The organism is Sorangium sp. So ce887 (assembly GCF_051521455.1).
Taxonomy (GTDB): Bacteria; Myxococcota_A; Polyangia; order Polyangiales; family Polyangiaceae; genus Sorangium.
The window spans coordinates 5832056-5856840 of record NZ_CP150354.1 but is presented as its reverse complement, the minus strand read 5'-3'; the positions used below and the strand labels follow the sequence as shown (position 1 = coordinate 5856840).

Here is a 24785-nt window from a genome sequence, read left to right as displayed (position 1 = left end):
CATCGTCTCAACGCTTCTACAGCACGAGCTCCGCCCTGGAGGTCGAGTCCTCCAGATCGCGGGTGATCCGGAAACCGAGCTTCTGCGCCACGCGCTGCATCTCCGTGTTCTCGGCCAGGATATCGGCGCTGATGCGGGAGAGCCCCTCGTCGCGGGCGATCTGGACGAGCAGGCTCAGGAGCCGCGACCCGAGCCCCTGTCTCTGGTGCTCGTCGCTGATCAGCAGGGCGAACTCGGAGTCGTCGGTGCCCGGCAGCTTGCTCAGCCGGCCGACGCCGATGATCTCGCGATCGGCGCCGCCCGCGGGCGGCTTCTCGACGACGAGCGCCATCTCTCGGTCGTAGTCCGCGAAGCAGACGCGCGTCAGCCGCTCGTGCGCGGTGCGCAGGTCGAGCTGCATGGGGTAGAAATACCGGAGCCGCACGGTGCGCTCGGAGAGCTTCTGGTGGAACTTCACCATCAGCGGCTCGTCCTCGGGGCGGATCGGGCGGATCGTGAACGCCTGCCCGTCCTTGCCCTTCAGCTCCGTCACGTACTGCGTCGGATACGCGCGGATCGCCGACCTGGGGAGCGCCGACTCGGGCGTGTCCGCCGGGTGCAGGACGACGCGCGCGTCGAGGGCGATCGCCTGCTCGGCGCTCACGGCCAGCGGGTTGATGTCGATCTCGCGGATCCATGGCTGCTCGACCACCATCTGCGAGAACCGCACGAGCAGGTGCTCCAGCGCCGCGAGGTCCACCGGCGCGCGGCCGCGCACGCCCTGGAGGGCGCGGTAGATCTTTGTCTGCTCCATCATGCGCCGGGCCAGCGTCGCGTTGAGCGGCGGCAGGCCGAGCGCGCGGTCCCTGAAGACCTCGACGAGCTGCCCGCCGGCCCCGAACAGGAGCACCGGGCCGAACTGCGGATCGATCGAGCTGCCGAGGATGATCTCGTAGGCGTCCTTCAGGGCGATCATCGGCTGGACGGTCACGCCCTGGAAGTGCTGCGCGCCGGCCTTCTGCGCGACGCTCACGTGGATCTCGGCGAACGCCCGGCGGACGGCGTCGTCGTCGCGCAGGTTGAGCTTCACGCCGCCCACGTCGGTCTTGTGCGTGATCGTCGTGCTGTACAGCTTGAGGACGGCCGGATACCCCATCTGCCTCGCGGTGGCCAAGGCCTCCTCGACGCTCCGGGCGACGGCCGTCTGCACCGTCGGGATGCCGTACGCCGCCATGAGCTGCTTCGACTCGAACTCATCCATCAGCGTCCGGCCCGACGCGCGGACGCCGGCGATGAGCGCCCCGGCCTTCTCGCGATCGACGTTCTGTGCGCGCTCATCCATGCTCGGCGTCTCGTACAGGGCGCGCAGGTTGTACGCATAGCGGACCATGGAACAGAACGCGCGCGCGGCGATGTCGGGGTACTCGAACGTCGGGACCCCGGCGCGGTTCAGGATCGATTTGCCCGCCTCCACCTCGACGCCGCCCATCCAGCTGGCCAGGACCGGCTTGCCCTCGACGTGCGCGTGCTTGCGCAGGGCCTCGGCGGTCTCGGTCGATTCGGTCATGTCCTGCGGCGTGAGGATGACGAGCACGCCGTCGTTGTTTGGATCCCTGGCGCAGATCTGCAGGGCCCTGGCGTACCGGTCGGCGCCGGCGTCGCCGAGCACGTCGACCGGGTTGTTGCGGCTCCAGGCGGCGGGGAGGAAGCTGCTCAGCTCGCCCAGGATCTCCGGCGAGATCGGCGCCAGATCGCCGCCGTGGGCGACGAGCGCGTCGGTCGCCAGGACGCCCGGGCCGCCGGCGTTTGTGACGATGCAGAGGCGGTTGCCGCGGGGCCGCGGCTGCTTGGCGAGCGTCTCGGCCATCGAGAACAGGTCCGCGATGTCGTTCACGCGCAGCACGCCCACGCGCCGGAACGCCGCGTCGAGCACCTCGTCCGAGCCGGTGAGCGAGCCGGTGTGCGACGCGGCCGCCTTCGCCGCCGCCTCGCTGCGGCCGGGCTTGATCACGATGATCGGCTTGTTCAGCGCGACCTCGCGGGCGGCCGACAGGAACGACCGCGCGTCGCCGATCGACTCCATGTAGATGAGGATGCTGTTCGTCTTGGGGTCGTTGCCGAGATAATCGATGAGATCGCCCCAGCCGACATCGAGCATCGAGCCGATGCTGACGAACGCGCTGAAGCCGACCTGTTCCTGGAGGCTCCAGTCGAGCACCGCCGTGCAGAGCGCGCCGGACTGGCTGATGAACGCCACCTTGCCGGGCCGCGCCGGTCCCTTCGCGAACGTGGCGTTGAGGCCGCCGATCGGATTCATGACACCGAGGCAGTTGGGCCCGATGATGCGCATCTTGCCGCGGGCGCGCTCCATGATCTGCTGCTCGAGCTGGACGCCCGGAGGGCCCATCTCCTTGAAGCCGGCGGAGATGATGATCGCGCCGCGGACGCCGGCGTCCACGCACTCGCCGAGGAGGCCCGGCACGCTCGCGGCGGGCGTGACGATGACCGCCAGGTCCACCTTGGCCGGAACGGCCGCGATGTTCGGGTACGCCTTGATGCCGAGGACGCTGGACCGCTTGGGGTTCACGGGAAAGACCGTCCCGCCGAACGGGTTGCTGATCAGGTTCCAGAGGAGCGTGCGGCCGACGGCGCCGCTGTTCTCGGTCGCGCCGATGACGGCGACGTTCCGCGGCTTGAAGATCGGGTCGAGGCTCTGAAACTCCTGGCGAAGCACGTCGTGGGCGCGGTCGGTCGTGGGCAAGGAATCAGGCATGACGCTCCTCTGGAGGCTCGCTTGGCGGTCGGTGCTGCGGGGGCTTCTCGGCTCGCCGCCCGGCGGCGACGGTGGCCGTCATGCCACGGGGCCGGGCGCGACGCACTGGACGTCTCCGGAAGGATGATCGATGCAGGTTCCGTGCCTCAGGAGCGGTTCTGTTCGACTGGCGGGCTCGGCCATCCAGCTGTCATGGATGGGTAGTGAACTCCGCGGGCTCCCTCGCTTCGGCGCGCCAGGGCAGGCCCGTGACCGCCGCGATCAGCGCGGCGATCTCCGGCATCGACGCGGCCTCCGTGCCGAGGCCGTAGGCGCGGCCCGCGTGCGCCTTCGGCTCGCGGAGCACGACCGCGGCGACGCGGGCGACATCGCCTGTGTCGACCCAGCTGGTGCGCGCGTCGCCGAGGTAATCCGTTCGTCCGCCGGCCTGCCGCAAAGGCAGGCCGGCGCGTCGCCCGGGCGAGCCGCGAGCGGCGGCTCGCAGCCCGCCCGGCGCGGCGGCGGGCTCAGTCCCAGAGGCTCTGCATCGCGTCGAACGAGTCCTTGTGCCAGACGAAGAGGCCGTCACTGATGTAGTGCGGGTGATGCTCGCCGCCGCACATGACGTATCCCTGCAGTGGATCGCAGTGCGGGGCGCCGAAGAGGTGCCCGGTCTCGTGGACGGAGATCATCTGGCCGATGTCCACGTTCAGCGCGGAGCTGAACAGCCCGCTGACCTGCACGCCGAGCCAGCCGCACGCGGCGCCGCCGCCGTACTCCGGCGTGAGGCCGATGAGGATGTCGAACCCGTGGTGGTCGGGATCGGTGTAGTTGCCATTGAGCTCGTCGATGTCCCAGTCGCGGGTCAGGCCGAGTACGGTGCGCCCGTAGGCGCCGACGTGCTCGCAGAAGCCGCCGCTCGACGGGTTGTTCGGGATACGCATTCGATTTCTCCTAGAGCGAAGCGGCCGGAGTGCGACGCTGCTCCTCCGGCACAGCGTGGTCGATAGGAATCGTCCTGTGGGCCGTCAAGCTCGCGTGTACGCGGCGATCGGTTCATCGAATTCCGTGGTGTCGATTGTTAATTATTCTTAACTCATCTTGCGCCTCGGCGAACGCGACGGGCCGACCTTCTCGGGTCGTGTTGCTTCTCCTCCGGCGCCCGGCGGGTGCCGCCGAGCGGCGCGCCGTGTACACTCGCCGCAACATGCCTCAAGCGGACCTCCCGACCCGGCTCTCTCCCGAGCAGGCCGACGCGCTCTGGGCGCGCCAGGCGGCCCTGCAGGCCGAGGCGGCCGAGGTGCTCGCGCAGCTCGATCTGCTCGCCTGCGCGTCGCGCCTCGGCGTTCCGGAGCAGATCGGCAGCGCGGCCTCCGGGCTCATGGTCTGGCGCGATCTCGACCTCGGCGTCCGGTGCCGGGCGCCCGGCGCGCGCGAGGTGTTCACGGCGCTGCTGCCGTTGCTCGCGCATCCGGGGGTCCTCGAGGTCCACTACCGCGAGGAGACCGGGGAGCGCAGCCCCTCGGGGCGGCCGCAAGATCAGCGTCACTACCTCGTGCTGCGCTACCGCACGCCCGCGGGGGACGTCTGGAAGATCGATATCTCCGTGTGGCAATCGGACGCCCCGCGCGCGCAGCTCGAGTCGACGCGGCGCCTGCGCGATCTCGATCCCGAGCTGAGGCAGGCGATCCTCTGGATCAAGGACGTGTGGTCGCGCCGGCCCGAGTACCCCGAGCCGATCGGCGGCGTGGACATCTACGCGGCGGTCGTCGAGCACGGCGTGCGGACGCCGGCAGACTTCTGCGCCCACCTCGCGGCGCGGAGCTCCGCCGAGGGCGCCTGACGCCGGATCGGGCTCCGCTCGCGGCGGGCCGGAGAGGCCGCCGCGAGCGCAGGGACTCGGCGGCTTCTCTCTCCCTCAGGCCCGGTCGACTCCCTGTCGCCCGCGCCGCTCCGAGATCAGGAGCGAGACGGCATCGAGGATGCGCTCCACGCCGAAGCGGAATGCGTGCTCCGGGCTTGACGCCCCCTGGTACGCCTCGCCCGCCGATTGCCCGACGCGCGTCGCCACGGGGAACCGCTTCGCGTCGATGACCTTGTCGAGCAGCGGGGCGGTGGCGACCCACCACTCCACGTCCGTCATGCCGCTCTCCTGCCGGGTGCGCCGCGCGTTCGCCTGCGCTCGCGCCGTGCCCTCGACGTGCGTGAGCAGGAGGGTGAGCACCGAATCCATCTCCACGTCGGTGAGGCCCAGGCCGTCGAGCGGCCGCAGCTCGGCCTCGTACTTGAGCGAGGCGTTCGGGCCGAGCACGGGGCGCCCCTTGACGATCTCGAGCAGCCATGGATGCTTCTGGTAGAGCTCCCAGTTGCGCGCGGCGATGGTTCCGAGCGACCCACGCCACCCCCCCGGCTGCCGCGAGGGCGCGTCGACATCGTCGTAGAGGTTGCCCAAGACCGTGTCGACCATGAGATCGGTCAGCTCGGCCTTGCCGGGAACATGCGTGTAGAGCGACATGGTCCCGACCTTCAGCTGGTCCGCGAGGTGCCGCATGGAGACGGCCTCCAGCCCTTGCGCGTCGGCGAGCTCGATCGCCGCCGACACGATGGCGCGCACCGTCAGCCCCGACCGCCCGGGCTTTCCGTGAGAGCCCCAGAGAAGCGCGAGGCTCTTCGCCGTGTCGGCCGCGCGCCGCTCGCCCTCGCGCTGCACGCGCTTTCTGGCCGGCTTCGTGGGGCCCTTCGTCATCGAGTCGCCCCTGGATCCTCGGGCCCGACAGCGACCTGCCGAGCCGTACCGTGTATGGTACACATCACGGAACGCCGCATCGGGCGAGTATGGGCGGGAGCGAAGCAGCGCGTCAACGCAAGACATCGCCGCCGGGCCAGCCTCGATCACGGCGCAGTCCCTGGCCGGAGAGGCCTGCGCGCCGCCGCCCGCGCGCCGCCCCGTCCCCGGAGCCACCGGGCCGCTCCGTGTCACGCGCGGCTTCCCGTGCCCGGCCAGCGGGTGTAATAGCGGGGTGTGCCTTGCCTCGTTCCTGCCCAGCGCCCTCTCGCCATCGCTCGCTGCGCCTTCAGGGACGATCCCGGCGGAGACTCCGGTCCGAGCGGCGCGGGCGCAGCCGGTGGCGGCACCCGTACCGGGACAGCCGGTGGAGGGGAGGGGAAGACAGAATGATTCGACGATGTCAAGATCGAATCACCACGCCCGCCGCAGGCGACCGGAGATCCGTTGTGCGGTCCGCTCACCCTCCCGGAAGAGCGACGAGCCATCGATAGCCTCTCCACGTCTCGAAGGGGCCGCCTCCGGTCCACCGCCTGCGGTGGCTGGCATCACGAGCTTGGGAGTGGCGAGCACGTGAGAGACCGGGAAGGCAAGGAGTGCCGGCCGTGAGCCGAGCCGCGCAGATCTCGGCGATCTGCCGCCCCGGCGCGGGGTTTCACGCGTCTTCGGCGACGCCAGCGCGATGAGGGTTGCGTTGCTTACATCCTCCTCCGATAGCGTCGATTGTGAGATCAGGTCGGCTCTGCGTGGGAATAGGTACGGCGCCTAGATCTCATCAGATTCGTTTGGTTACTTACGGGCTCGAAGGTTGACATGGTTGGAAGAATTTTCCAGCCGTGGTCGACGGGTCCGCGGCTCCGTCGATTCAACACGAACCGGACCACTGCAGGCGCACGCCTTCGAGGGACATCGGTCATTGCACACGAGCAGCCTGCCTCAGCGCCGGATGACACGGCCGGCGCCGGACGCGGGCGAGCCGACCACACCGGTCAGCCGCATCAACGAGGAAAACACCGTTATGAGCTATGCACGAATGGGCATCAGAGAGGGTCGAATCGGACCCTCGCTACTCTGCTTGTTGCTTCCCCTGTCGCTCGCCACGCTGACCGGCTGCGGGTCGGACGGCGCGAACGGCCAGCCGGGGGAGCAAGGTCCGCCGGGGGAGCAGGGGGAGCCGGGGGAGCCGGGGGAGCCGGGGGAGCAGGGTCCGCCGGGAGAGAACGGCGGGTCGGACGAGCCCGACCTGCCGGCAGGTGCGGCCGGCCCGGGCAAGTACGTCTCGAGCGAGGGTGGAGCGGATCGTTTTCCCCTGGCGGTGAACGGCAAGGTGGCTCCGCTGGTGGTCAGCTCCACCGATTACGACGGTGTGATCCGCGTCGTGAACGACCTGGCGGCGGACATCCAGCGGGTGACCGGCGCCGCGGCGACGGTCGTTCCGGATGAGATCCCGGAGTCGGCGACCGAGGTGGTCCTGATCGGCACGCTGGGCAAGAGCCCGCTCATCGATCAGCTGGAGGAGGAGGGGAAGCTCGACGTCTCGGGTGTGACCGGGAAGTGGGAGACCTTCGTCACGCAGATCGTCGAGGACCCGGTGGAGGGCGTGGAGCGGGCGCTCGTGATCGCGGGCAGCGATCAGCGCGGCGCCATCTTCGGCGCGTACGACCTCTCCGCGCAGATCGGCGTGTCGCCGCTGTACTGGTGGGACGACGTCCCGCCCCAGAGGAAGCACGCGCTGTACGTGCTGCCCGGGCTTCACACGCAGGGTGAGCCCGCCGTGAGGTTCCGCGGCTTCTTCATCAACGACGAGAACCCGGCGACGGGCAACTGGGCAGCCAAGATGTTCGGCCCGGGCAAGGCGCCGAATCAGCCGGGTGGGCTCAATCATTTCTACTGGGAGAAGGTCTTCGAGGCCGCGCTCCGGATGAAGGCGAACTACATCTGGCCCGCCGTGTGGGGCCGGGCGTTCGGCGAGGACGACCCCGACAACCACAAGACGGCCACGCGCTACGGCATCGTGATGGGGACCTCGCACGAGGCCCCGATGATGCAGGGCATCGAGGAGTGGAATCGCCACGTCGTCCCCGAGGTGAAGGACGCGAGCGGCAACGTCGTCACGCCGAAGACGGACCCCTACGGCGGCACCGGCGACTGGCGCTTCTCGGTCAACGCCGAGGCGCTGAAGAAGCACTGGACCAAGGGCATCCAGCGGATGGTCGACGAGAAGATCGAGGGCGTCGTCACGCTCGGCATGCGCGGCCCGGGCGACGTCAGCCTGGCCCCGGAGGACGGCATCCCGCTGATGGAGTCGATCGTCGCCGCCCAGCGGGAGATCCTTGAAACCGTGACCGGCGAGGACGTGAAGACCATTCCGCAGGTCTGGACGCTCTACAAGGAGATCCAGGGCTACTGGGACGCGGGCATCCGCGTGCCGGATGACGTCACGGTGGTCTGGGCCGACGACAACTGGGCCAACATGAAGCGCCTGCCGAAGCCGGGCGAGCAGCGGGCCGGCGGTTACGGCCTCTACTACCACTTCGACTACGTCGGCGGCGGCCGCAACTACAAGTGGGTCGACACGACGCTCCTGCCCAACGTCTGGGAGCAGCTCCACCTCGCCTACAACTACGGCGTGGATCGGCTCTGGGTGGTCAACGTCGGAGACTTCAAGAACGAGGAGCTCCCGCTCCAGTTCTTCCTGGACTACGCCTGGAACCCGGATCGCTGGCCGGTCGAGCGCATCGGCGAGTGGAAGCGGCAGTGGAGCGAGCAGCAGTTCGGCCCGGAGTACTCGGACATCATCGCCGACATCCTGCACAGCTATTCGCAGCTGCAGTCGGATCGCAAGCCGGAGCTGACGAACCGGAAGATCACGGTCGATTATGACGTGCTGCACAGCGCGCCGACGACCGCGGTCCCGGACCCCGACACCGCCGCCGTCACGTACAACGACAGCGCCAGCCCGTTCAGCCTCACCAACTACCAGGAGCTCGAGCAGGTCGCGGACGAGTGGGAGTCGCTGGCCTCGCAGGCGGAGTTCGTGGCCCAGCTGCTGCCGCACGAGGCGCAGGACGCCTATTTCCAGCTCGTGCTCTACCAGGTGAAGGCGACCGCCAACCTGTATGCGCTGCGCCTGGCGGGCTTCAAGAACCGGCACTACGCGGCGCAGGGGCGGGCGGCGACCAACGACCTGGCGGCCATCGCGGAGGCGCGGCTCCAGGACGACCTGGCGCTCTCGTACTACTACAATCACGACCTCGCCGACGGCAAGTGGGAGGGCTTCCAGACGCAGCCTCACATCAGCTACGGCGCGCCGGGCAACCCGTCCTGGCAGCAGGCCGAGTACCAGTACAACAACATCCAGGAGTTCATCTGGCCTGAGCTCGTGTCGATCGAGGTCCCCGCGGCGGCGGAGCTCGGCGTGGCGATCGATGGCTCGAGCAACTACTGGACGGCGGGCGGGGCAGGCGACGCGAGCGAAGAGCTGCCCGTGCTGCCGACGTTCAGCCAGTACCAGACGCAACCGGAGCAGTACATCGAGGTGTTCAACCGCGGCAGCGAGCCGCTCGAGTACACGATCGAGGCCGCGCTCCCCGTCGCGTGCCCGGCCGGCTGGGCCGGCTGGGGCGGGGGCGCCCCGTGCCCGCCGTGGCTGAACGTCTACCCGAGCCATGGCGTCGTCGACAAGGAGGTGCGCGCGACGGTGCGGGTGGACTGGACCCTCGCTCCCACGACGTACCCCAACCCCGCGGATCCGGCGCAGCAGCTGCCGCTGGAGTTCCCGCTCGAAGTCCCGATCACCGTGACCGGGTCGGATGGAAGCTCGGTGGTGGTCACGGCTCGCGTCGACGACCCGCGGAAGATCGAGTGGAAGCCCAACCGCTACATCGAGGCCAACGGCTATGTGTCGATGCTCGCGGATCACTACAGCCGCGCGGTCCAGACGGAGGAGATCTGGTGGAAGCGGCTTCCGGACATCGGTCGCACCGGAGCGGGGATGACGCCGTTCCCGGTGACGGCGGAGGCCCAGGAGCCCGGTGACGATTCTCCCCGGCTTGAGTACGACATGCACCTCACCAGCAGCGGCGAGGTGACGGTCTGGGTGTACGTGTCGCCCAGGAACAACTTCCAGAACTGGCAGGAGGGGATGCAGTACGCCGTGTCGATCGACAATGGCGAGATCCAGCCGGTCAACATGACCTATGCCGTCGAGCTCAACGGCAATGGCAACAAGATCTGGGAGAGGCACACCTCGGACAACGTCAACATCATGCGCACCAAGCACACGATCAACGCGCCGGGGGACCACGTGCTGAAGTTCTGGATGGTCCATCCGGGCGTGGTTCTCCAGAAGATCGTGGTGGACGCGGGTGGCGTGAAGGAGAGCTACCTGGGCCCGCCCGAGAGCTACTGGATGGGCAAGGGACTGGGACAGTAGCAAGTCGGCTGGTTGCTACCTTGGAGAGCCCGCCGTGCACGGGGTGCGCGGCGGGCTCTCGCCGTTTGTGTCCGCCTGCTTTTTGCGCCCGCGATCTCTTTGCTCTGCTTCCAGCTGGCTGTACGATGCCGGGGCCCGCAGCGCCGAGGCCGCGCCGCTCTGCCCCGGAGGTCGACCTGGCCACGCGCGCTCGCGAGCCGAGGACGTCCCCGAGGAGATCGCAACGATGAAGATGACCTTTCGCTGGTACGGAGAGAACGACCCCGTCAAGCTGGAGTACATCCGCCAGATTCCGGGCCTCTACGGCGTCGTCTCGGCGATCTACGACGTGCCGGTGGGCGAGGTGTGGCCGGTCGAGAAGCTGCAGGCGCTCAGGGCGCGCATCGAGGGCGTCGGGCTGAAGTTCGATGTGGTGGAGAGCGTGCCGGTGCACGAGGACATCAAGCTCGGCAAGCCGACCCGCGAGCGCCTGATCGACAATTTCTGCCAGAACATCCGCAACTGCGCGGCCGCCGGCGTGAAGGTGATCTGCTACAACTTCATGCCGGTCTTCGACTGGACGCGCACCGAGATGGCCATGGAGCTGGCCGACGGCTCGCTGACCCTGGCATTCGACGCCGGGGCCGTGGCGAAGATCGACCCGGAACAGGGCATCGCGCTGCCCGGCTGGGACAGCAGCTACAGGCCCGAGCAGCTCCGCGCCGTCCTCGGCGAGTACAAGAACATCGGTGAAGAGGCGCTGTGGGAGCACCTCGAGCACTTCCTCCGGCGCATCATCCCGGTCGCCGAGGAGGTCGGCGTCCGCATGGCCATGCATCCGGACGACCCGCCCCGACCGATCTTCGGTCTACCGCGCATCGTCAAGAACCGCGACGATCTGATGCGCCTGGTGAAGATCGTCGACTCTCCGGCCAACGGCATCACGCTGTGCTCCGGCTCGCTGGGCGCGGACCTGTGCAACAGCATCGAGTCGCTGGTGCATGAGTTCGGCGGCATGGGCCGCATTCCCTTCGGGCACCTGCGCAACGTGGCGGTCCAGGAGGACGGCACGTTCTTCGAATCCGCGCACCTGTCCTGTGAAGGCTCGCTCGACATGGCCGCCATCGTGAAGGCGTACCACGACGTCGGCTTCGACGGTTATGTGCGTCCGGACCACGGCCGCATGATCTGGGGCGAGACCGGCAAGCCCGGATATGGTCTGTACGACCGCGCGCTCGGCCTGGTCTACCTGAACGGCCTGTGGGAGGCGACGTGCAAGCTCTCACGCGGACCTGGCACCAAGGCGAGCGGCCCCGCATGAGCGGGTAGGGGAGTCAACGTGTCTGACGGAAGGCGAACGAGCGGCGCGCCCGGCGCCGGGCCCCGCGATCGAGCGAGCGGTGGGGTCATCTCCTCAAGGGGGTCAACGATGCGGCGAAGGAAGCTGAACGCGATCTCTGTGGCAACGCTGCTTACCGCGCTGGTCGCGTGCGGTGAGAGCTCGGGTGTCGGGGCGGACGGCGGGGGGGGTGCCGGTCAGGCCGCCACGACAGGCGCTGGCCCTTCCACAGGAACCGGATCCGGGGGCGCGAGCAGCGCCGCGACCGGAGGCGACGCGGGCGCGGGCGGAGCGCCGGTGAGCGCCGGCGGCAGCGGCGGCGCTTCCACGAGCGGGACCGGAGGGGGCGGGACGCCGGGCACGCCCGCGGGCTTCATCCTCGGTGCGGACATCTCCTGGGTGCAGGAGCGCGAAGCCGGTGGCAAGGTGTTCCGCGACGTCGACCCGGCGACGGGTGAGCTCGTCGAGAAGGACATCCTCGAGATCCTGAAGGCGCACGGGTTCAACTGGATCCGCCTGCGCCTGTTCAACGACCCCACGGCGATCTACGCCGATCCGGTCGTCGACGACGATCCGTACTCGCGCGAGGGGTTCTGCGATCTCGCGCACACGATAGAGATGGCGCAGCGCGTGAAGCGAGCGAACATGGGGCTCCTCCTCGACTTTCACTACAGCGACGTGTGGGCCGATCCCGACGATCAACACAAGCCCGTCGCCTGGGCGGAGCTCGAGGGAGATGCGCTGGCGAGCGCAATGCGCGAGTTCACGCGGGACGCGATCGAGCAGCTGAGCGCCGCCGGCGCGCGCCCGGACATGGTCCAGATCGGCAACGAGACCCCGCAGGGGTTGCTGTGGCCCGACGGGTTCGTCACGGGGCAGGCCTTCCAGGGGCTCGGCGCGCTCCTGAAGGCCGGGATCCAGGGTGTGAAGGACGCCGACGACACGATCGCGGTCATGCTGCACCTCGACCGCTGCAACGACAATGCGGTCACGCGGTGGTGGGTCGACGGCGTGCTCGGGCAGGGCGTCGCGTTCGATGTGCTCGGTCAGTCCTGTTACACCGAGTACCAGGGGCCGCCGTCGGACTGGCAGAGGAACTTCGACGATCTCGTGACGCGCTACCCCGACCTGAAGTTCGTTGTGGCGGAGTATTCGTGGGAGAAACGCGCTGCCAACGATCTGATGTTCAACCTCCCGGACAAGCGCGGGCTCGGCACCTTCATCTGGGAGCCGACCGAGTACCACGAGCGCATCTTCGATTCCCGGGGCAACGTCATCGAGGCGATGATCGCGCCCTACGATCAGATGAAGATCGATTATCGGGATTTTTGACCATCCGGTGATCCCGGCCGAGCTCAGTCCTCGAGCGCGCCGAATTGCTCGAGGACCCTCGGCAAGCTCAGGTTGACGGACGTGCCGTGGTCCGCCTCGCCGAAGTCGACAAGCTGGGTCTCGGCCCCCTGCGCTTCGAGCAGCTCCTTGCAATGGTGCGCGTTCGCGATCGGCACATCGCGATCCCCGGTCGACGCATAGAGATGCACGGGCACGCCGGGGCGCCAATCGCACGTGCTGTCGGCCTCCTGAAGCGCCTCGAGGAGCGTGCCCGTCGGATTCCGCAGGTAGCCCAGGAACTGCGGCGTAAAGAGCTCCTCGAGCGTCGCGGGCAGCGCGTCGAAGATCTGGTTGCCGGTGTGGTGGCCATCGAAGAGGTCCTCGACGATCTCGTCGTAGGGGGCGCGGAACGCATCGCTCGGCGCGTCGTACAGGTGGTGGATCCGGTGCCACGCGACCGTCAAATAGGCCACATAGGGCGCGACGTGCTCGATCCCGCTCGTCACGGCGGTCTCGAGCGTGCCGCTCACGTCGTAGGGCCCGCTGATCGGCGCGATGGCGCCGACGCTCAGCTCGGCGTCGGCGCCTTGCTGCAGGGCGCGGCCGAGGGCCAGCGCGCCGTTGCCGCCCTGGGAGAACCCGCTGATCAGCACGCGCTCGTCGAGGCGCCGGGCGCTCCGTTCGACGAGCGCGCGGGTCGCGCGCAGCGCGTCCACGGACGCGGTGGCCGTCGACGCAGCGTGGTCGTAAGGATGAAAGCCGGGGCCGAGCCCCAGACCGAGGTAGTCCGGCGCCGACGTCGCATAGCCGGAGGAGGCGAACAGGAATGCCGCCGCCCGATCGAGGCTCTCCGGGTTCACCGAGGCCACGTCGCGCCGGTAAACCGTCGTGCCGTGCAGCCACGCGACGACGCGCAGCTCGCTCTCGTCGTTGCCGGGCAGCGCCACCAGGCCGCTCGCGGTGGTCGGCGCGCCGTCCGTGTCGATCGTCCGGTACACGATCTGGTGTGCCGCCACGCCGAAGCGCACCTGCGACGTGTCGAGGCCGAGCTCCTCGAGGTAGTCGGAGACCTGGTCGGCATCCAGCACCGCCACCGGGGTGGCGGAGATCAGGGTTCCGCGCTCCGCTGGCTGCGTCCCCGTCCCGGTCGTGGTGCATGCGCTCGACGTCGCCATGAGCGCGGTGACGCAGGCCATCGTGAGGCTGCGGCTCGCGACGCGGGCTGGCGCCGCATGCGGTGCGTAAAGCATGAAACCGTCGGGCCGTGATGCGCGCGGCTCGGGGGTTCGGGAGGTCTTCCTTGCCATGCCCGTCTGTGCCCGGTGCTCTTCGTTTCGTTCAGAGGCCGGGCCCGGGTGGGCGGAGCAGCAGCCCGGGTCATCGTGGCGGCAGGGGAAGCCGCCTCGACGGGCGAGCCACCCGGCGGCCACTATCCGCGAGCGCGGGAGACCCGCGGGCTCCGGTGCGAGAGGCGTCCTGTGCAGGCCGCCTGTTCGACTGGCGTTCTCGTGGCGGGCGACACATCACGACGAGCCGCCCGCGTCATCGGGCTTCTTCATGCCCCAGGCCAGATCCTCACGCACCCAGCCCTTCCCGCCCTTGACGTCGACGACCTGGAGCCAGCGCCCCTTGCGGTCGAGGACCTTGAACACCTCGCCGCGCTCGGCCTGGAACGCGACCTCCGCGGAGGTCGTCGGCGCCTCGCGGACGTTGCCCCGTGCGGCCTTGATCACGATGGTCTTGACCCTGGCCAGGAGGCGATCGGCCACCCACGCCAGGTCGCCCTCGAAGTCCTTGATCTTGCACCACCCGTCCTCGCGCTCCACGATCTTGACGGGGTAGTAGCGGGTCGCGGTGAACTCGACGGGCTCACTCGTGGACGGGCCCGCGCGGAAGTTCGCCACCGGGACCTTGACGCTGAGCATCTCGGCCCGCGCTGCGCTCGGGAGCGCGACGACGAAGAAGATGAGCACTGGCAGTAGCGGCCGGATGTCCAAGTTTTTCCTCCTCTGTTGATGGTCGATCGGCAGCGACGGTCCTGGGATGAATCGATGCTGTCAAGTTTTCGATCCCGGTCACCGCGCTCCGCCCGAGGTGATGCGCACCGGCGTGCGTTCGTGCCGTCCAGCCTCGTCCGAGGGGGGCGGCGCGGCTGCGGTTGCGGGCAAGTGCCGCGCCATCCGCGGAGTCCCTGTCCCTGTCAGCGGTCGCCGCAGAGCCCGGGGCACGGACGCCGGCGGCGCGGCCGATTCGACTCGTCGGGGAGATGGTGGTGGCGGCGACGCGCAGCGCCGGGAGCGCCATGCAGCGCGGCTCGATGGCTCGCGGAGGTCCGCCGTGCTACCGTCCGCGTGGAATGAACGCCCGCCTGCACCTCGAATCGTGTCCGTGGCCTCGCCGCGGCGCGCGTGGCGCGTTCGTTCTCCCGCGGACCCGGCTGCTCTGTCCGAGGTCGCCCGCACGCTCGTAAGGGAGCGGTCTTCCGGCGCCTTTCGCCGGCCGCTCCCGGGATGAAGCGCGGCTTTCGTCGAGCGCGCCTGCGTCCGGACGGATTTACCGGGCGCGCTCGACGGTCTGCTCGCCCGACGCGGGCCCTCGGCCACGGCCTGGATCGAGTCGACGACACAAGGAGATCCCTGTTCATGGCACCTCATACGAACCCCATTGTCATCACCGAGTTCGACCGCGAGCGGCTCACACGGTTGCTCGAGGCCCTCCGCGCGCGGCCGGGGGCCGATTCCCCGACCCTGGAGGCGCTAGAGATCGAGCTCGAGCGCGCGGACGTCGTGAAGCAGCAGGAGATCCCGCCGGACGTCGTCACCATGAACTCCAGGGCCCAGCTCGTCGACCTCGACACGCAGGAGGCGCTCAGCGTGACCGTGGTGTTTCCCGGGTCCGCGGACGTGAACAGCGGGCGAATCTCGGTGCTCGCGCCGATGGGGCTCGCGCTGCTCGGCTGTCGAGAAGCAGAAGAGGTGGAGTGGCCCACGCCGAGCCGAACGCGCCGCCTCCGGATCGAGCGCGTCGTCTATCAGCCCGAGGCGGCCGGTCGCTTCGACCTCTGACACCGCTCCGATCGCTGCGCGATCCGCCACGCCGGAGGCCCGCGCCCGCTCACGACGCCGGCCTCCACAGCGCACCGCTCGGCTCGCGGCGCCGGGTGCACGACCCCTGCGACAATTCGGCTCCTCTGCGACATCGTGTCGCACCGGCGCGCGAGCGGTCCGCCCGCCGCAGCACCGCGCGCGCCCGCTGCCGGGCCTCGCAGCCCCCGAGCTCGCTGGCATGTGGGTTGCGGACGTCCTGCGGTGGAGGTGCCATCGCTCATGCCGCAGCTCGACTCCTGGCTCGACATCACGTTCTGGCCGGACGTTCTCCGGCGCACCGTCGCGTGGGCCATCCACGCCTTGCCGGCCGTGCTGCTGATCGTGGTCCTCGCGCTCGTGCTGCTCAAGGTGCTCCACTTCCTGTGCAGGCGCGTGGAAGTGTCGTTGATGAGGCGCGGCCGCAGCGGCGACGTGAAGACGGTGCGCGAGATCGAGAAGCGCTCTGACACGTTGCTGGGCATCTTCCGGACGACCGGGAAGGTCGTCATCTGGATCGTGGTGGCGATGCTCCTCCTCGTTCAGCTCGGGGTCGACATCGCGCCGCTCATCGCGGGCGCGGGCATCGCCGGTCTGGCCATCGCCCTCGGGGCGCAGGAGCTCGTGCGCGACGTCATCTCGGGCTTCTTTCTGCTCCTCGAGAACCACCTCCGGGTCGGCGACGTGGTGGTCGTCAACGGCACCGGCGGTCTCGTGGAGCAGGTCGGCCTCCGGACGGTCACGCTGCGCGACGAGTCCGGGGTGGTCCACGTCTTTCAGAACGGGAAGATCAACGCGCTCTCGAACATGACCAGGGAGTGGTCTGCCGTGATGTTCAACGTGGCTGTCGCCTACACCGAGGACGTCGACAGGGTGATGCGGGTGATGCGCGAGGTCGCGCACGAGCTCCACGAGGACAGGCGCTACAAGGCGAGCCTCCTCGAGCCGCTGGAGCTCTTCGGGGTGGAGTCGTTCGACGAGCAGGCGGTGGTCGTCCGCGCGCGCATCAAGACGCAGCCCGCCGAGCAGTGGCAGGTAGGCCGGGAGTACCGGAGGCGCCTCAAGAAGGCGTTCGACGCGCATGGCATCGAGATGCCGCTCGCTCACCGGACGGTCCACGCGGCCCAGGCGAAGCCGCCGTCCAGGGCCGACGCGAGGGCGGCGAACGGCGCGCCGGACGGCGCGAGCGGCGCGCGGTTCGAGGGAGCCGGCGCGCAGGGCTGACGCGCTCCGCAGCGCGCGGCAGGACCCCGGACGCCCGCGGCGCGAGGGCGCCCGGGGCGCGGGATGTCGACCGGGCACCTCTCGTCTCCTCTCGTCTCCGCGGCGGGCAGGTCGAGGCGTTCGGCTGCCGCCCGGCTTGCGCTTGGTTTGCAGCCGGGCGCCCTTCGACCTACCCTGTGCGGCCTTGAACGGCGAGATCGTCGACCGCAAATACAAGCTTACCCGCTTGATCGGCGAGGGAGGGATGGGCTGCGTCTACGAGGCGCGGCAGCTCGATACCGGCGAGCAGGTCGCCGTGAAGCTCATCAGCGGGCAGAAGCGCCGGGAGAGCGGCACCGCCCTGGGCCGCTTCCAGCGCGAGGCGCGCGCCGCGGCAGGCATCGAGACCCCGCACATCGTTCGCCTGCTCGACGCCGGGACCGACCCTGTGACCGGCTCGCCGTACCTCGTGATGGAGTACCTCGAAGGGGAGGACCTCGGGCAGCTGCTGCACCGCCTCGGGCCGCTCCGGCCCGACGTCGCGCTGCGCGTCGTCGTCCAGGCGTGCCTCGGCCTGCAGAAGGCCCACGAAGCTCGGGTGATCCATCGGGACATCAAGCCGGCGAACGTGTTCCTGGCGCGCTCCGGCGACGGGGAGATCGTGGTCAAGCTCCTCGACTTCGGCATCGCGAAGATCAAGCCGTCAGAGGGCGGCGCGACGACCGGGCTGACCACGACCGGGAAGATGCTCGGCTCGCCGCTCTTCATGGCGCCGGAGCAGATCGAGGACATCCGCACCGTCGATTACCGCACCGACATCTGGTCGCTCGGCGTCCTCCTGTACGCCGCGCTGGCGGGGAACGCGCCTCGTCATGACATCGCCTCGATCGCGCGCCTCTTCGTCCTGCTCTGCACGGAGCCGGCCCCGCCGATCCAGGACGTCGCGCCGTGGGTCCCCCGCGAGATCGCCGCCGTGGTGCACCGCGCGCTCCAGCTGAAGATGGATGACCGCTTCCAGGGCGCGGAGGAGATGCTCGCCGCGATGCACCCGCTGCTCCCCGACGGCCACGCGCTGCGGCAGGAGGCGCTCGTGGCCGTCACCGACGGAGAGCGCGCCGTGCTGGCGCCGAGGCTCGACGTCGGCCCCGCGGCGCGCCGAGGCAGCCCGGCGACGGCCGACGAGGGGAGCCGGAGCGACCCGACAGGGGACGGCGGGCGCGGCCCCGCCGTGAGCGGGTCGTCCGGCGATCCGGCCGCGAGCGGATCGGCGAGCGGCGCGTCGACGAGCACCGCCGCGGCGCGGTCGCGGGGGCCGGCGGTCCTGCTCGTCCTCGGCGTCGCCGGCGCGATCGCGTTCCTTGCGGCGCCGCGCGCGGCGGACCCGGGCGGCGACGCCGCGCCGGCAACGAGCGCGGAGCCGGCGACCAGCGCGTCGGCGGCGGCCAGCGCGGCGCCGGCGACGCCGCCCGATGCGCCCGATCCCGCGCCCGCCGTCCTCCGGCGGGTCGCTCTGTCCGTCGCGCCGAGGGACGCCGCCGTCGAGGTGGACGGAGCGCCCGCCGAGGTGCGCGACGGGCTCGTCGAGATCGCCGGCGTGCTCGGCAGCAACCACCGCGTGCGCCTCGTCAGCGCGGGGGCCGAGCGGGTGGAGGAGGTCGTCGTGACCGAGAACGGCGCGTCTCCACCGCGGATTGCGCTCGACGTCCCGGCGGTCGGACCGACCAGCGCGCCCATCGCCAGACCGCAGCCGCCACGCCGGCCGGCCCCGGAGAAGGCGCCCCCGGCAGCGCCCATGCCCGCGGCGGACCCGCTCGTCCCGAGCACGCTCCACTAGCGGGCGGCGCCCCGAACCAGGTTGCGGGAAAGGGACAGGGTTCCTGTAAGCTGCGGGCGCCGCATCCTCGACCATGCGAACCCGGATCTGCCCTCCCCGACGCGTCGCTGCGGCCGCCGCGTTGCTCCTCGCCGCGTGGGCGGCGCCGCTCTTCGCGCAGGACGCCGGACGCACGGAGCCCGCCGCCAAGGCGCCCACCGCCGGCGTGCCCGCCTCCGCCGGCGCGTCCGCAGCCACGGACGCCGTGAAGGCGGACGCCGCGAAGGCGGACGCCGAGGCCCGCTTCCAGCGCGGCCTGCGCATGTACAGGGCCGAGGCGTGGGAAGCCGCCGCGGCCGAGTTCCTCGAGTCGCGGCGGCTCTTCCCGACCTGGGGGGCCACGTCCAGCGCCGCGCGCTGCTTGCAGAAGCTCGGGCGCACCACCGACGCGCTCGAGCTCTTCGAGTCGCTCCTCTCCGACTTCGAGGACGTGCTCCCGGCCGATGCGAAGCAGGCGGCGCTCGCCGAGGTGGAGCAGCTGCGCGAGGTCGTCGGCGTGATCGCGATCGAGGGGGGCGCGCCCGGCGCGGTGGTGCTCCTCGACGGCGAGCGGCGCGCCGAGCTGCCGCTTTCGTCCCCGCTGCGCGTCGCGGCGGGCGCGCACGCGGTGCGCATCCAGAAGGATGGATTCGAGCCGTTCGAGGCGCGCGTCGACGTCCTCGGCCGCCAGACGGCGCGCGTCACGGCGAGCCTCAAGGCGCTCGAGACGCGCGGGCGCCTGCGCATCTCGGAGACCACGGGCAGGCGGCTCGGCGTCGCGCTGGACGGCGTGCGCGTTGGCACGACCCCCTGGGAGGGCAAGGTGGAGCCCGGCGCGCACGTGGTCGTGCTGTTCGGGACCGACGGCTTCGGGACGCCGCCGACCACGATCTCCGTCCGGGCGGGCAAGGTCGTCGACGCGTCTCTCCGGGCGGTGAAGGCGCGCCCCATGCTCACCGCGGCGGACCCGATCGTGCTCGACTACGAGGAGGGCGCGCCCATCCCCCTGGGGTATCGCCGCGAGACGAACGCGCGCAGCGGGCTCATCACCGCGGGAGCGACCCTCTTCGGCGTCACCTACACGACCTTCTCGGTCTCGGGCTCGGCTCTGGGCTACGAGATCCTCGCCGTGCCGGTGGCCGGTCCGCTGATCCACGCGGCGCAGGTGAGCGGAGGCGAGCCGTTCTTCGTGGCCGACGGCATCCTGCAGGCGGCGGGCCTCGCGATGATCGCGAGCGGTATCCTGTTCCGGAAGACGACGCTCGTGCGCGAGGACGTCGCGCGCTCCGGCCCGCGCCTCCTCGGCGCCTCGCCCGCGCGCCTCGGCCGCGACGGCCGCGACGGCCTCGGCGTCCAGGTGGTGGGCAGCTTCTAGAGAGCGCGCCGCCGGGACGACCCGACCCGGGTTGCCTGCAGGGCTCCCGCGCGGCGGATGGATGGAGGCACGTCTGCGGTCATCAGGGCAGGCGGCGCGGCGCGCCGTTCACCCCACCGGCAAGAATCTCCGCGAGCGACGACGGGTCAGCGTTGGCGAACGCCATGACGACCAGCGCGGCGGGCTGGAATTGGCTCAGGTTCGCCGTGACCGTCATCCTGGCGTGCGCGGGCGTCGTATGTGCCCACCAGACCTCCGCGGTTCCGCGCCGGCTGTTCCATCGGGCTGCCTTCGTCCAGGTCAGGGGGACGCCCGTGTTCGTGATGCCGGTGACTGTCGTGCCCGCCCCCGTCAGGCCACCCGTCGCCACGTATGCGACGAGCAACGTGTTCGCCGCCGGCGTGATCGACGGGCTGGTCACGGCGCGGGCACCCAGGGTGGCGCCGACGACCGTCGCGGCGAGGACCGGCTCGGCCGGTCCGAGCGAGACGACCACATCCACCGGGCTGCCCGGCGACGCCGTCTCGCCCGCGGCCGGCGTCTGGCGGATGACGCTGCCAGCCGCGACCGTGTCGCTGTTCTCGAACGTGACGTCGCCCAACAGCAGCATCCCGCTCGCGATCGTCGCCGTCGCTGCCTCCTGCGTCTCGCCGACGACGCCGGGCACCTGCAACAGCCTGCCGCTCACGAGCTGGATGGTCCCGTCCGCGAACGTCAGCTGCTCGATGTTTCGCACGATGTCCGTGCCGTCGACGCCTGCCCCGTCCTGATGGCTCACCGTCAAGCTGCCGTCCGGGTTCGTGGAGACGACGTACTCGGATTGAGGACCCGAGAACAGCGCCGTGTCCACGTCGGCCGCGCCGGCGCCCGTGAGCTCGATGGTGCGACGGATGTGGAGGTTGCCCGGGTTGACGCTGCCCGCGAACACGTCGGTCCGGAACGCGAGCATGCTGTCGGCCCGCCTCGTGCCGCCATTCTCGACGTCCGGCCCTTCGATCTGCACGTTCAGCCACGCGTCCCCATCGAGGATGTCGTCGCCGCCGCGCCCCTCGATGAGGTCGCTGCCCGCGCCACCCAGGAGGATGTTGCCGCCCGTGAACGTGGTCGCACCGCCGAGCAGGGTCCGCAGCCCCTCGATCCGGGCGCTGCCGTCCTCGGTCAGCTCGTGCTGGATCATCGCGGCTGCGTCGCGGCTGTCGCCGCGCAGGATGTCGTCGTGCATCCACCCCGACAGCCCCTCGACGCGGTCGAACCTGTCACGGAGCTCGTCGAGCGTCGGCGGCGCCAGCACGGGGATCGCCATGTCGGCGTCCACCGGCAACGGGTCCCCGCGGTACGTGCTCCAGTCGAAGCCGAGCATGCCCTCGTTTCGCTCGGTTCCCATCGAGTCGTTGACCATGATGTCGTCGCCGCCCTCGGAGTCGTAGTCGTCGTCTCCGAGGCCGCCGATGATGACATCGTGGCCACCGTTCGGGTCGTTCTGGAACTGATTGCCCGCGTCGGCTTGCAGGAGGTCGAGCTGCGGGCCGCCCTCTATCCAGTCGTCGCCGTCGTCACCGAAGACCGTATCCTCCGCGTCGCCGGCGAAGATGAAATCATCCCCCGGTCCACCGAAGGTCTCCGTGCCGTCGGACCCGCCGACGATGTAGTCCTTCCCGCGCCCGCCCTGGTTCAGGTCGAAGCCCGGCCCCGAGCTGAGGGCGTCGTTGCCGTCGCCGCCCTTGAGGACATCGTCGCCGAAGGTGTCCATGAGGATGTCGTCGCCGAGGCCGCCGATGCACTGATCGTTGCCGTCGCCGCCTTCCAGGCGGTCGTTGCCGCCATCGCCGCGGAGGGTGTCGTCACCTTCGCTGGATTCAAGGCGGTCATCCGCGTCGTCCCTGCCGTTCCAGACGACGTGAGCCGTCCCGGTATAGCGGAACGTCCCGTCGGGCATCCGGAGGAGATCCGGCATCGCCGACTCGTCGTCCGGCGTCGTGGGGTCGTCCTGGATCGAACCTCCCGGCCCATCGATGCGCGGCACGTTGAGCACGAAGTCCGGCCGCGCGAAGACGTCGGCCGGCATGCCTGCGGCCGTCGTGTTGCGCGAGATCAGCTCCGCGAACGAGTTGCCTTCGAGCTGGACCAGGAGGTTCAACCCGTCAAGGCGCTCCAGGTAGTAGAACCGGTCGGAGTTTTGCAGGTTCTCCAGCTGCGTCTCGAACACGAAGTTGAACGTGGAGCCCAGCAGTCCGCCGAACGGGGCCTGCTTCTCGGCGAGACCGCCGACCCAGAGATCGATGTTCTCGACGCCTGTCTGACCCGCGCCGCCGAACATGAAGCCGGCGTCGGCGTACAGGGCCTGCGCCGCGGCGCGCTTCTCTGCCACCGTGGTCGCCGCGGCGAGCGTCGGGTGCTGGCCGTACGCGGCGATGAAGTTGATCACCGACTCCCGGTTCCTGAGCCCGAGCTCGAAGTCCTTCCAGCTCTCGTAGGGAACCAGGCTCGAGTTGGCGCTGATCTCGTAGAGCTGGCGGCGCACAGCGTTCAGCGGAGGAATGCCCTCGCTCCGGCCGCGCGTCAGGTTGATCGCTGCCAGATCGAGCGGGAGCCCGAGGAGGCGATTGCGCAGGGCCTCTGTCTTGAACTCGTCGATCTCGTTCGCGATCTGCCGCGTCCCGCCCTGGAAGATGGCCCCGGCCGCCTCGCGGGCGGTCAGTACCTGGCCGCCTACGTTGTTGAACGCCAGGGGGTTGAGGAACGCATCGACGAGCGGGATGTCGTGGTCCGTCGTCGTCCCGTCGGGGTTGGCGACGGTGCGGGACACGGTCTCGGTCAGCATCGAGTGACCGAAGCGATAGACCGCGTGCGCGAACTCGGCCACGATCGCCGGGTTGATCTCGCTCTGGAAGTTGATGCCGTCCACGATGAAGGGGTTGATCAGCGGCTGCACCTTGCGCGCGAACTCTTCGAACACGAGGTGCTGGTACTCCACCTCGGTGACGAACCGCGCCGCCTGGAACAGCCGCTCGGCGTAGTCCCAGCCGGACGCCGGATCCGTGGTGTTCCACGCCGTGATCTCCTCCGCGGTGAGCAGGCTGCCGGGGCCGTTGATCAGCTGATCGATGTTGTCACGGAGCCGGTTGTGCTCCGAGTGGAACACGGTGTGGACGGCGGTCAGCGCGATGCTCTCGTTGCCGCGGCCATCGCCGGTGACGAAGTGCGCGTCGAGCAGCGCGGCGTCGTACGCGGGGCTCGTGGGAATGGCGGCGCGCGCGATGTCATCGAGGAACTGATGGCCGGTCTTGCTCGAGCCCACGGTGGAGAGGGGGGCCGACGGGTCGCCTTCCACCATCGTCACGCCGTCCGCCATGACGAGCAGCGGGAAGCCGTTCGGGCCGCGCAGGAAGCGGCCGTAGGGGTCTGTCGCCAGCTGCGGCACGTCGAGCACGTCGGTGTCGACGAGCCCGATCCCGAGCAGCTCGGCGGCCTGCTGCTTGACCTCTCCCCAGGTGGCGATGTTGCCGCCGACGCCGCCGAGCACCCTGCCGGTCGCCACCGGTTGACCACCGACCATCTCGTACTCGCGCAGGAACACCTGGTGAGACGGGTGCGACGTGTAGGTCTGGTTCTGGTCGACGACCGGCGTTGTCCTGTTTCTCCCCTCCTGCAGATCGTCGGCGCCCTCGTCGACGCCGGGGGTCGCGGGGTCGTCCCCCAGGATGCCGTCTGGCCCGGGGTGGTTCGCGCCTCGGTTCAGGATCATGAAGTTGGTCGGGCTGCCCGGTACGAACAGCGGATCGTCCGGCTGCAACGGCACGAAGACCGTCTCGGAGCCCTTCGACAACAGGTCGAGGCCGTGGTCGAAGAACTGGCCGAAGAAGGGGAAGATCGCGTTGAACGGCGCGGACAGGCCGGCGTCGGGCGCCACGTTCGGGATGAACAGCGTGCCGGACGGGTCGGGCTCGGCGTCCGGACCAGCCGCCGCGCGAGCGGCCGGGTTGCCGTCCGTCTGATCGACGATCAGGTTGCTGATCACGCGCGGCCGAGAGTCGACGACCTGCCCCGTCTTCTGGGCGTAGGACGTCCCGGCCTCCGCGGCGCGGAAGCTCGGCGTCGTCATGCGCGGGAAGAGCTGATCCGCGGCGCCGAACGTCGTCTGATCGGCCAGGAGGTGGTTGAACGACCCGTCGACCGTCCGCAGGCCGAACGGGAGCCGCGGCTCGTTGACCTGGTTCGACCCGGGCCCCAGCAGCTCTCCCCCGGCCGCGTGCGCCTGGGCGATCTCGATCTGCCGGAAGATGAACCGCAGGTCGCCGGCGTCGAGGTTGAACCCCGCTCCGACGGGAGCCTGGGCGCTGGCCGTCCGCGCGATCGCGAGACTGCCGGCGATCGATACGAGCACGGCGAGCGCGAGCACCGTCGACCATCGATTCACCGCACGTACGCCGCGAACGGCGGCGCGCTGCCTGCGTGACGCTGGGCGCGTCGAGACGGCGCGCCCGCGGCCAGACCCTGTGTGGCTGGCGATCTTTGACATCTATATCTCCTCCATGCAGCCCGCGACGTGCGGCGCAGCGCGTTCTTTGCCGCGCGCTGCGCGCACCTCTCTTCGTGGTCACCTGTGCGAGCTGGGGGACAGGCTGCTGGCAAGCCGGGTGCCGTACGGCGATAACGCGGTGAGGTCTCGCT

At 70.0% G+C, this 24785-nt stretch carries 15 protein-coding genes; 8 read left to right on the top strand and 7 right to left on the bottom strand.

The features are described 5' to 3' along the window. Positions 1-16: 16 nt before the first annotated feature. From WMF36_RS21845 to WMF36_RS21835, 3 genes are all read right to left on the bottom strand, one after another. The gene (locus WMF36_RS21845; protein ID WP_437581561.1) at positions 17-2752 is read right to left on the bottom strand and encodes a bifunctional acetate--CoA ligase family protein/GNAT family N-acetyltransferase; all 2736 of its coding nucleotides are present in this window, start codon (positions 2750-2752) and stop codon (positions 17-19) included. A 190-nt stretch (positions 2753-2942) separates the two neighbouring features. After that, entirely contained in the window at positions 2943-3188 is a 246-nt protein-coding gene (locus tag WMF36_RS21840) for a hypothetical protein (RefSeq protein ID WP_437581559.1), read from the bottom strand. A gap of 70 nt (positions 3189-3258) precedes the next feature. Then, positions 3259-3675, bottom strand: coding sequence for a hypothetical protein (locus WMF36_RS21835; RefSeq protein ID WP_437581558.1), 417 nt, complete (start codon positions 3673-3675; stop codon positions 3259-3261). A 263-nt stretch (positions 3676-3938) separates the two neighbouring features. On the opposite strand from WMF36_RS21835, the gene WMF36_RS21830 reads away from it, so the two are divergent. Next, complete coding sequence (locus WMF36_RS21830) at positions 3939-4574, top strand: hypothetical protein (protein ID WP_437581556.1); 636 nt, start codon at positions 3939-3941, stop codon at positions 4572-4574. Between the two features lie 75 nt (positions 4575-4649). Here WMF36_RS21830 and WMF36_RS21825 read toward each other — a convergent pair whose 3' ends face one another. After that, positions 4650-5477 carry a TetR/AcrR family transcriptional regulator gene (locus WMF36_RS21825; RefSeq protein ID WP_437581555.1) on the bottom strand — a complete coding sequence of 276 codons (828 nt, stop codon included), beginning with the start codon at positions 5475-5477 and terminating at the stop codon, positions 4650-4652. Between the two features lie 1114 nt (positions 5478-6591). Here WMF36_RS21825 and WMF36_RS21820 point away from each other — a divergent pair. From WMF36_RS21820 to WMF36_RS21810, 3 genes are all read left to right on the top strand, one after another. Next, positions 6592-9951 carry a glycosyl hydrolase 115 family protein gene (locus WMF36_RS21820; protein WP_437581553.1) on the top strand — a complete coding sequence of 1120 codons (3360 nt, stop codon included), beginning with the start codon at positions 6592-6594 and terminating at the stop codon, positions 9949-9951. A 226-nt stretch (positions 9952-10177) separates the two neighbouring features. Next, positions 10178-11251: a mannonate dehydratase gene (gene uxuA, locus WMF36_RS21815; RefSeq protein WP_437581552.1), complete on the top strand. Its 1074-nt coding sequence runs from the start codon at positions 10178-10180 to the stop codon at positions 11249-11251. Between the two features lie 138 nt (positions 11252-11389). Continuing rightward, positions 11390-12601, top strand: a complete 1212-nt coding sequence (locus WMF36_RS21810) for a glycosyl hydrolase 53 family protein (protein ID WP_437581551.1) — start codon at positions 11390-11392, stop codon at positions 12599-12601. 23 nt (positions 12602-12624) lie between these two features. On the opposite strand, the gene WMF36_RS21805 is transcribed toward WMF36_RS21810, so the two are convergent. Next, a complete protein-coding gene (locus WMF36_RS21805) occupies positions 12625-13851 on the bottom strand; it encodes a hypothetical protein (RefSeq protein WP_437581550.1) in 1227 nt (408 codons plus the stop codon). Positions 13852-14124: 273 nt separating this feature from the next. After that, a complete protein-coding gene (locus tag WMF36_RS21800; RefSeq protein WP_437581549.1) occupies positions 14125-14598 on the bottom strand; it encodes an SH3 domain-containing protein in 474 nt (157 codons plus the stop codon). 645 nt (positions 14599-15243) lie between these two features. On the opposite strand from WMF36_RS21800, the gene rnk reads away from it, so the two are divergent. The 4 genes from rnk to WMF36_RS21780 all read left to right on the top strand — a co-directional run bounded on the left by rnk (position 15244) and on the right by WMF36_RS21780 (position 20114). After that, complete coding sequence (gene rnk, locus WMF36_RS21795; protein WP_437581548.1) at positions 15244-15666, top strand: nucleoside diphosphate kinase regulator; 423 nt, start codon at positions 15244-15246, stop codon at positions 15664-15666. Positions 15667-15927: 261 nt separating this feature from the next. Continuing rightward, the gene (locus WMF36_RS21790; protein WP_437581547.1) at positions 15928-16908 is read left to right on the top strand and encodes a mechanosensitive ion channel family protein; all 981 of its coding nucleotides are present in this window, start codon (positions 15928-15930) and stop codon (positions 16906-16908) included. Positions 16909-17092: 184 nt separating this feature from the next. After that, on the top strand, positions 17093-18721 hold the full coding sequence (locus WMF36_RS21785) for a protein kinase domain-containing protein (protein ID WP_437581546.1): 1629 nt from the start codon (positions 17093-17095) through the stop codon (positions 18719-18721). 73 nt (positions 18722-18794) lie between these two features. After that, on the top strand, positions 18795-20114 hold the full coding sequence (locus tag WMF36_RS21780) for a PEGA domain-containing protein (RefSeq protein WP_437581545.1): 1320 nt from the start codon (positions 18795-18797) through the stop codon (positions 20112-20114). Between the two features lie 82 nt (positions 20115-20196). Here WMF36_RS21780 and WMF36_RS21775 read toward each other — a convergent pair whose 3' ends face one another. Then, complete coding sequence (locus tag WMF36_RS21775) at positions 20197-24531, bottom strand: peroxidase family protein (RefSeq protein ID WP_437581544.1); 4335 nt, start codon at positions 24529-24531, stop codon at positions 20197-20199. Positions 24532-24785: the final 254 nt, after the last annotated feature.

Bases quoted from the DNA above. Each gene is read 5' to 3' on its own strand.
- WMF36_RS21845 (WP_437581561.1), bottom strand. From the start codon at position 2,752: ATGCCTGATTCCTTGCCCACGACCGACCGCGCCCACGACGTGCTTCGC.
- WMF36_RS21835 (WP_437581558.1), bottom strand. From the start codon at position 3,675: ATGCGTATCCCGAACAACCCGTCGAGCGGCGGCTTCTGCGAGCACGTC.
- WMF36_RS21830 (WP_437581556.1), top strand. From the start codon at position 3,939: ATGCCTCAAGCGGACCTCCCGACCCGGCTCTCTCCCGAGCAGGCCGAC.
- WMF36_RS21825 (WP_437581555.1), bottom strand. From the start codon at position 5,477: ATGACGAAGGGCCCCACGAAGCCGGCCAGAAAGCGCGTGCAGCGCGAG.
- uxuA (WP_437581552.1), top strand. From the start codon at position 10,178: ATGAAGATGACCTTTCGCTGGTACGGAGAGAACGACCCCGTCAAGCTG.
- WMF36_RS21805 (WP_437581550.1), bottom strand. From the start codon at position 13,851: ATGCTTTACGCACCGCATGCGGCGCCAGCCCGCGTCGCGAGCCGCAGC.
- rnk (WP_437581548.1), top strand. From the start codon at position 15,244: ATGGCACCTCATACGAACCCCATTGTCATCACCGAGTTCGACCGCGAG.
- WMF36_RS21790 (WP_437581547.1), top strand. From the start codon at position 15,928: ATGCCGCAGCTCGACTCCTGGCTCGACATCACGTTCTGGCCGGACGTT.
- WMF36_RS21780 (WP_437581545.1), top strand. From the start codon at position 18,795: ATGCGAACCCGGATCTGCCCTCCCCGACGCGTCGCTGCGGCCGCCGCG.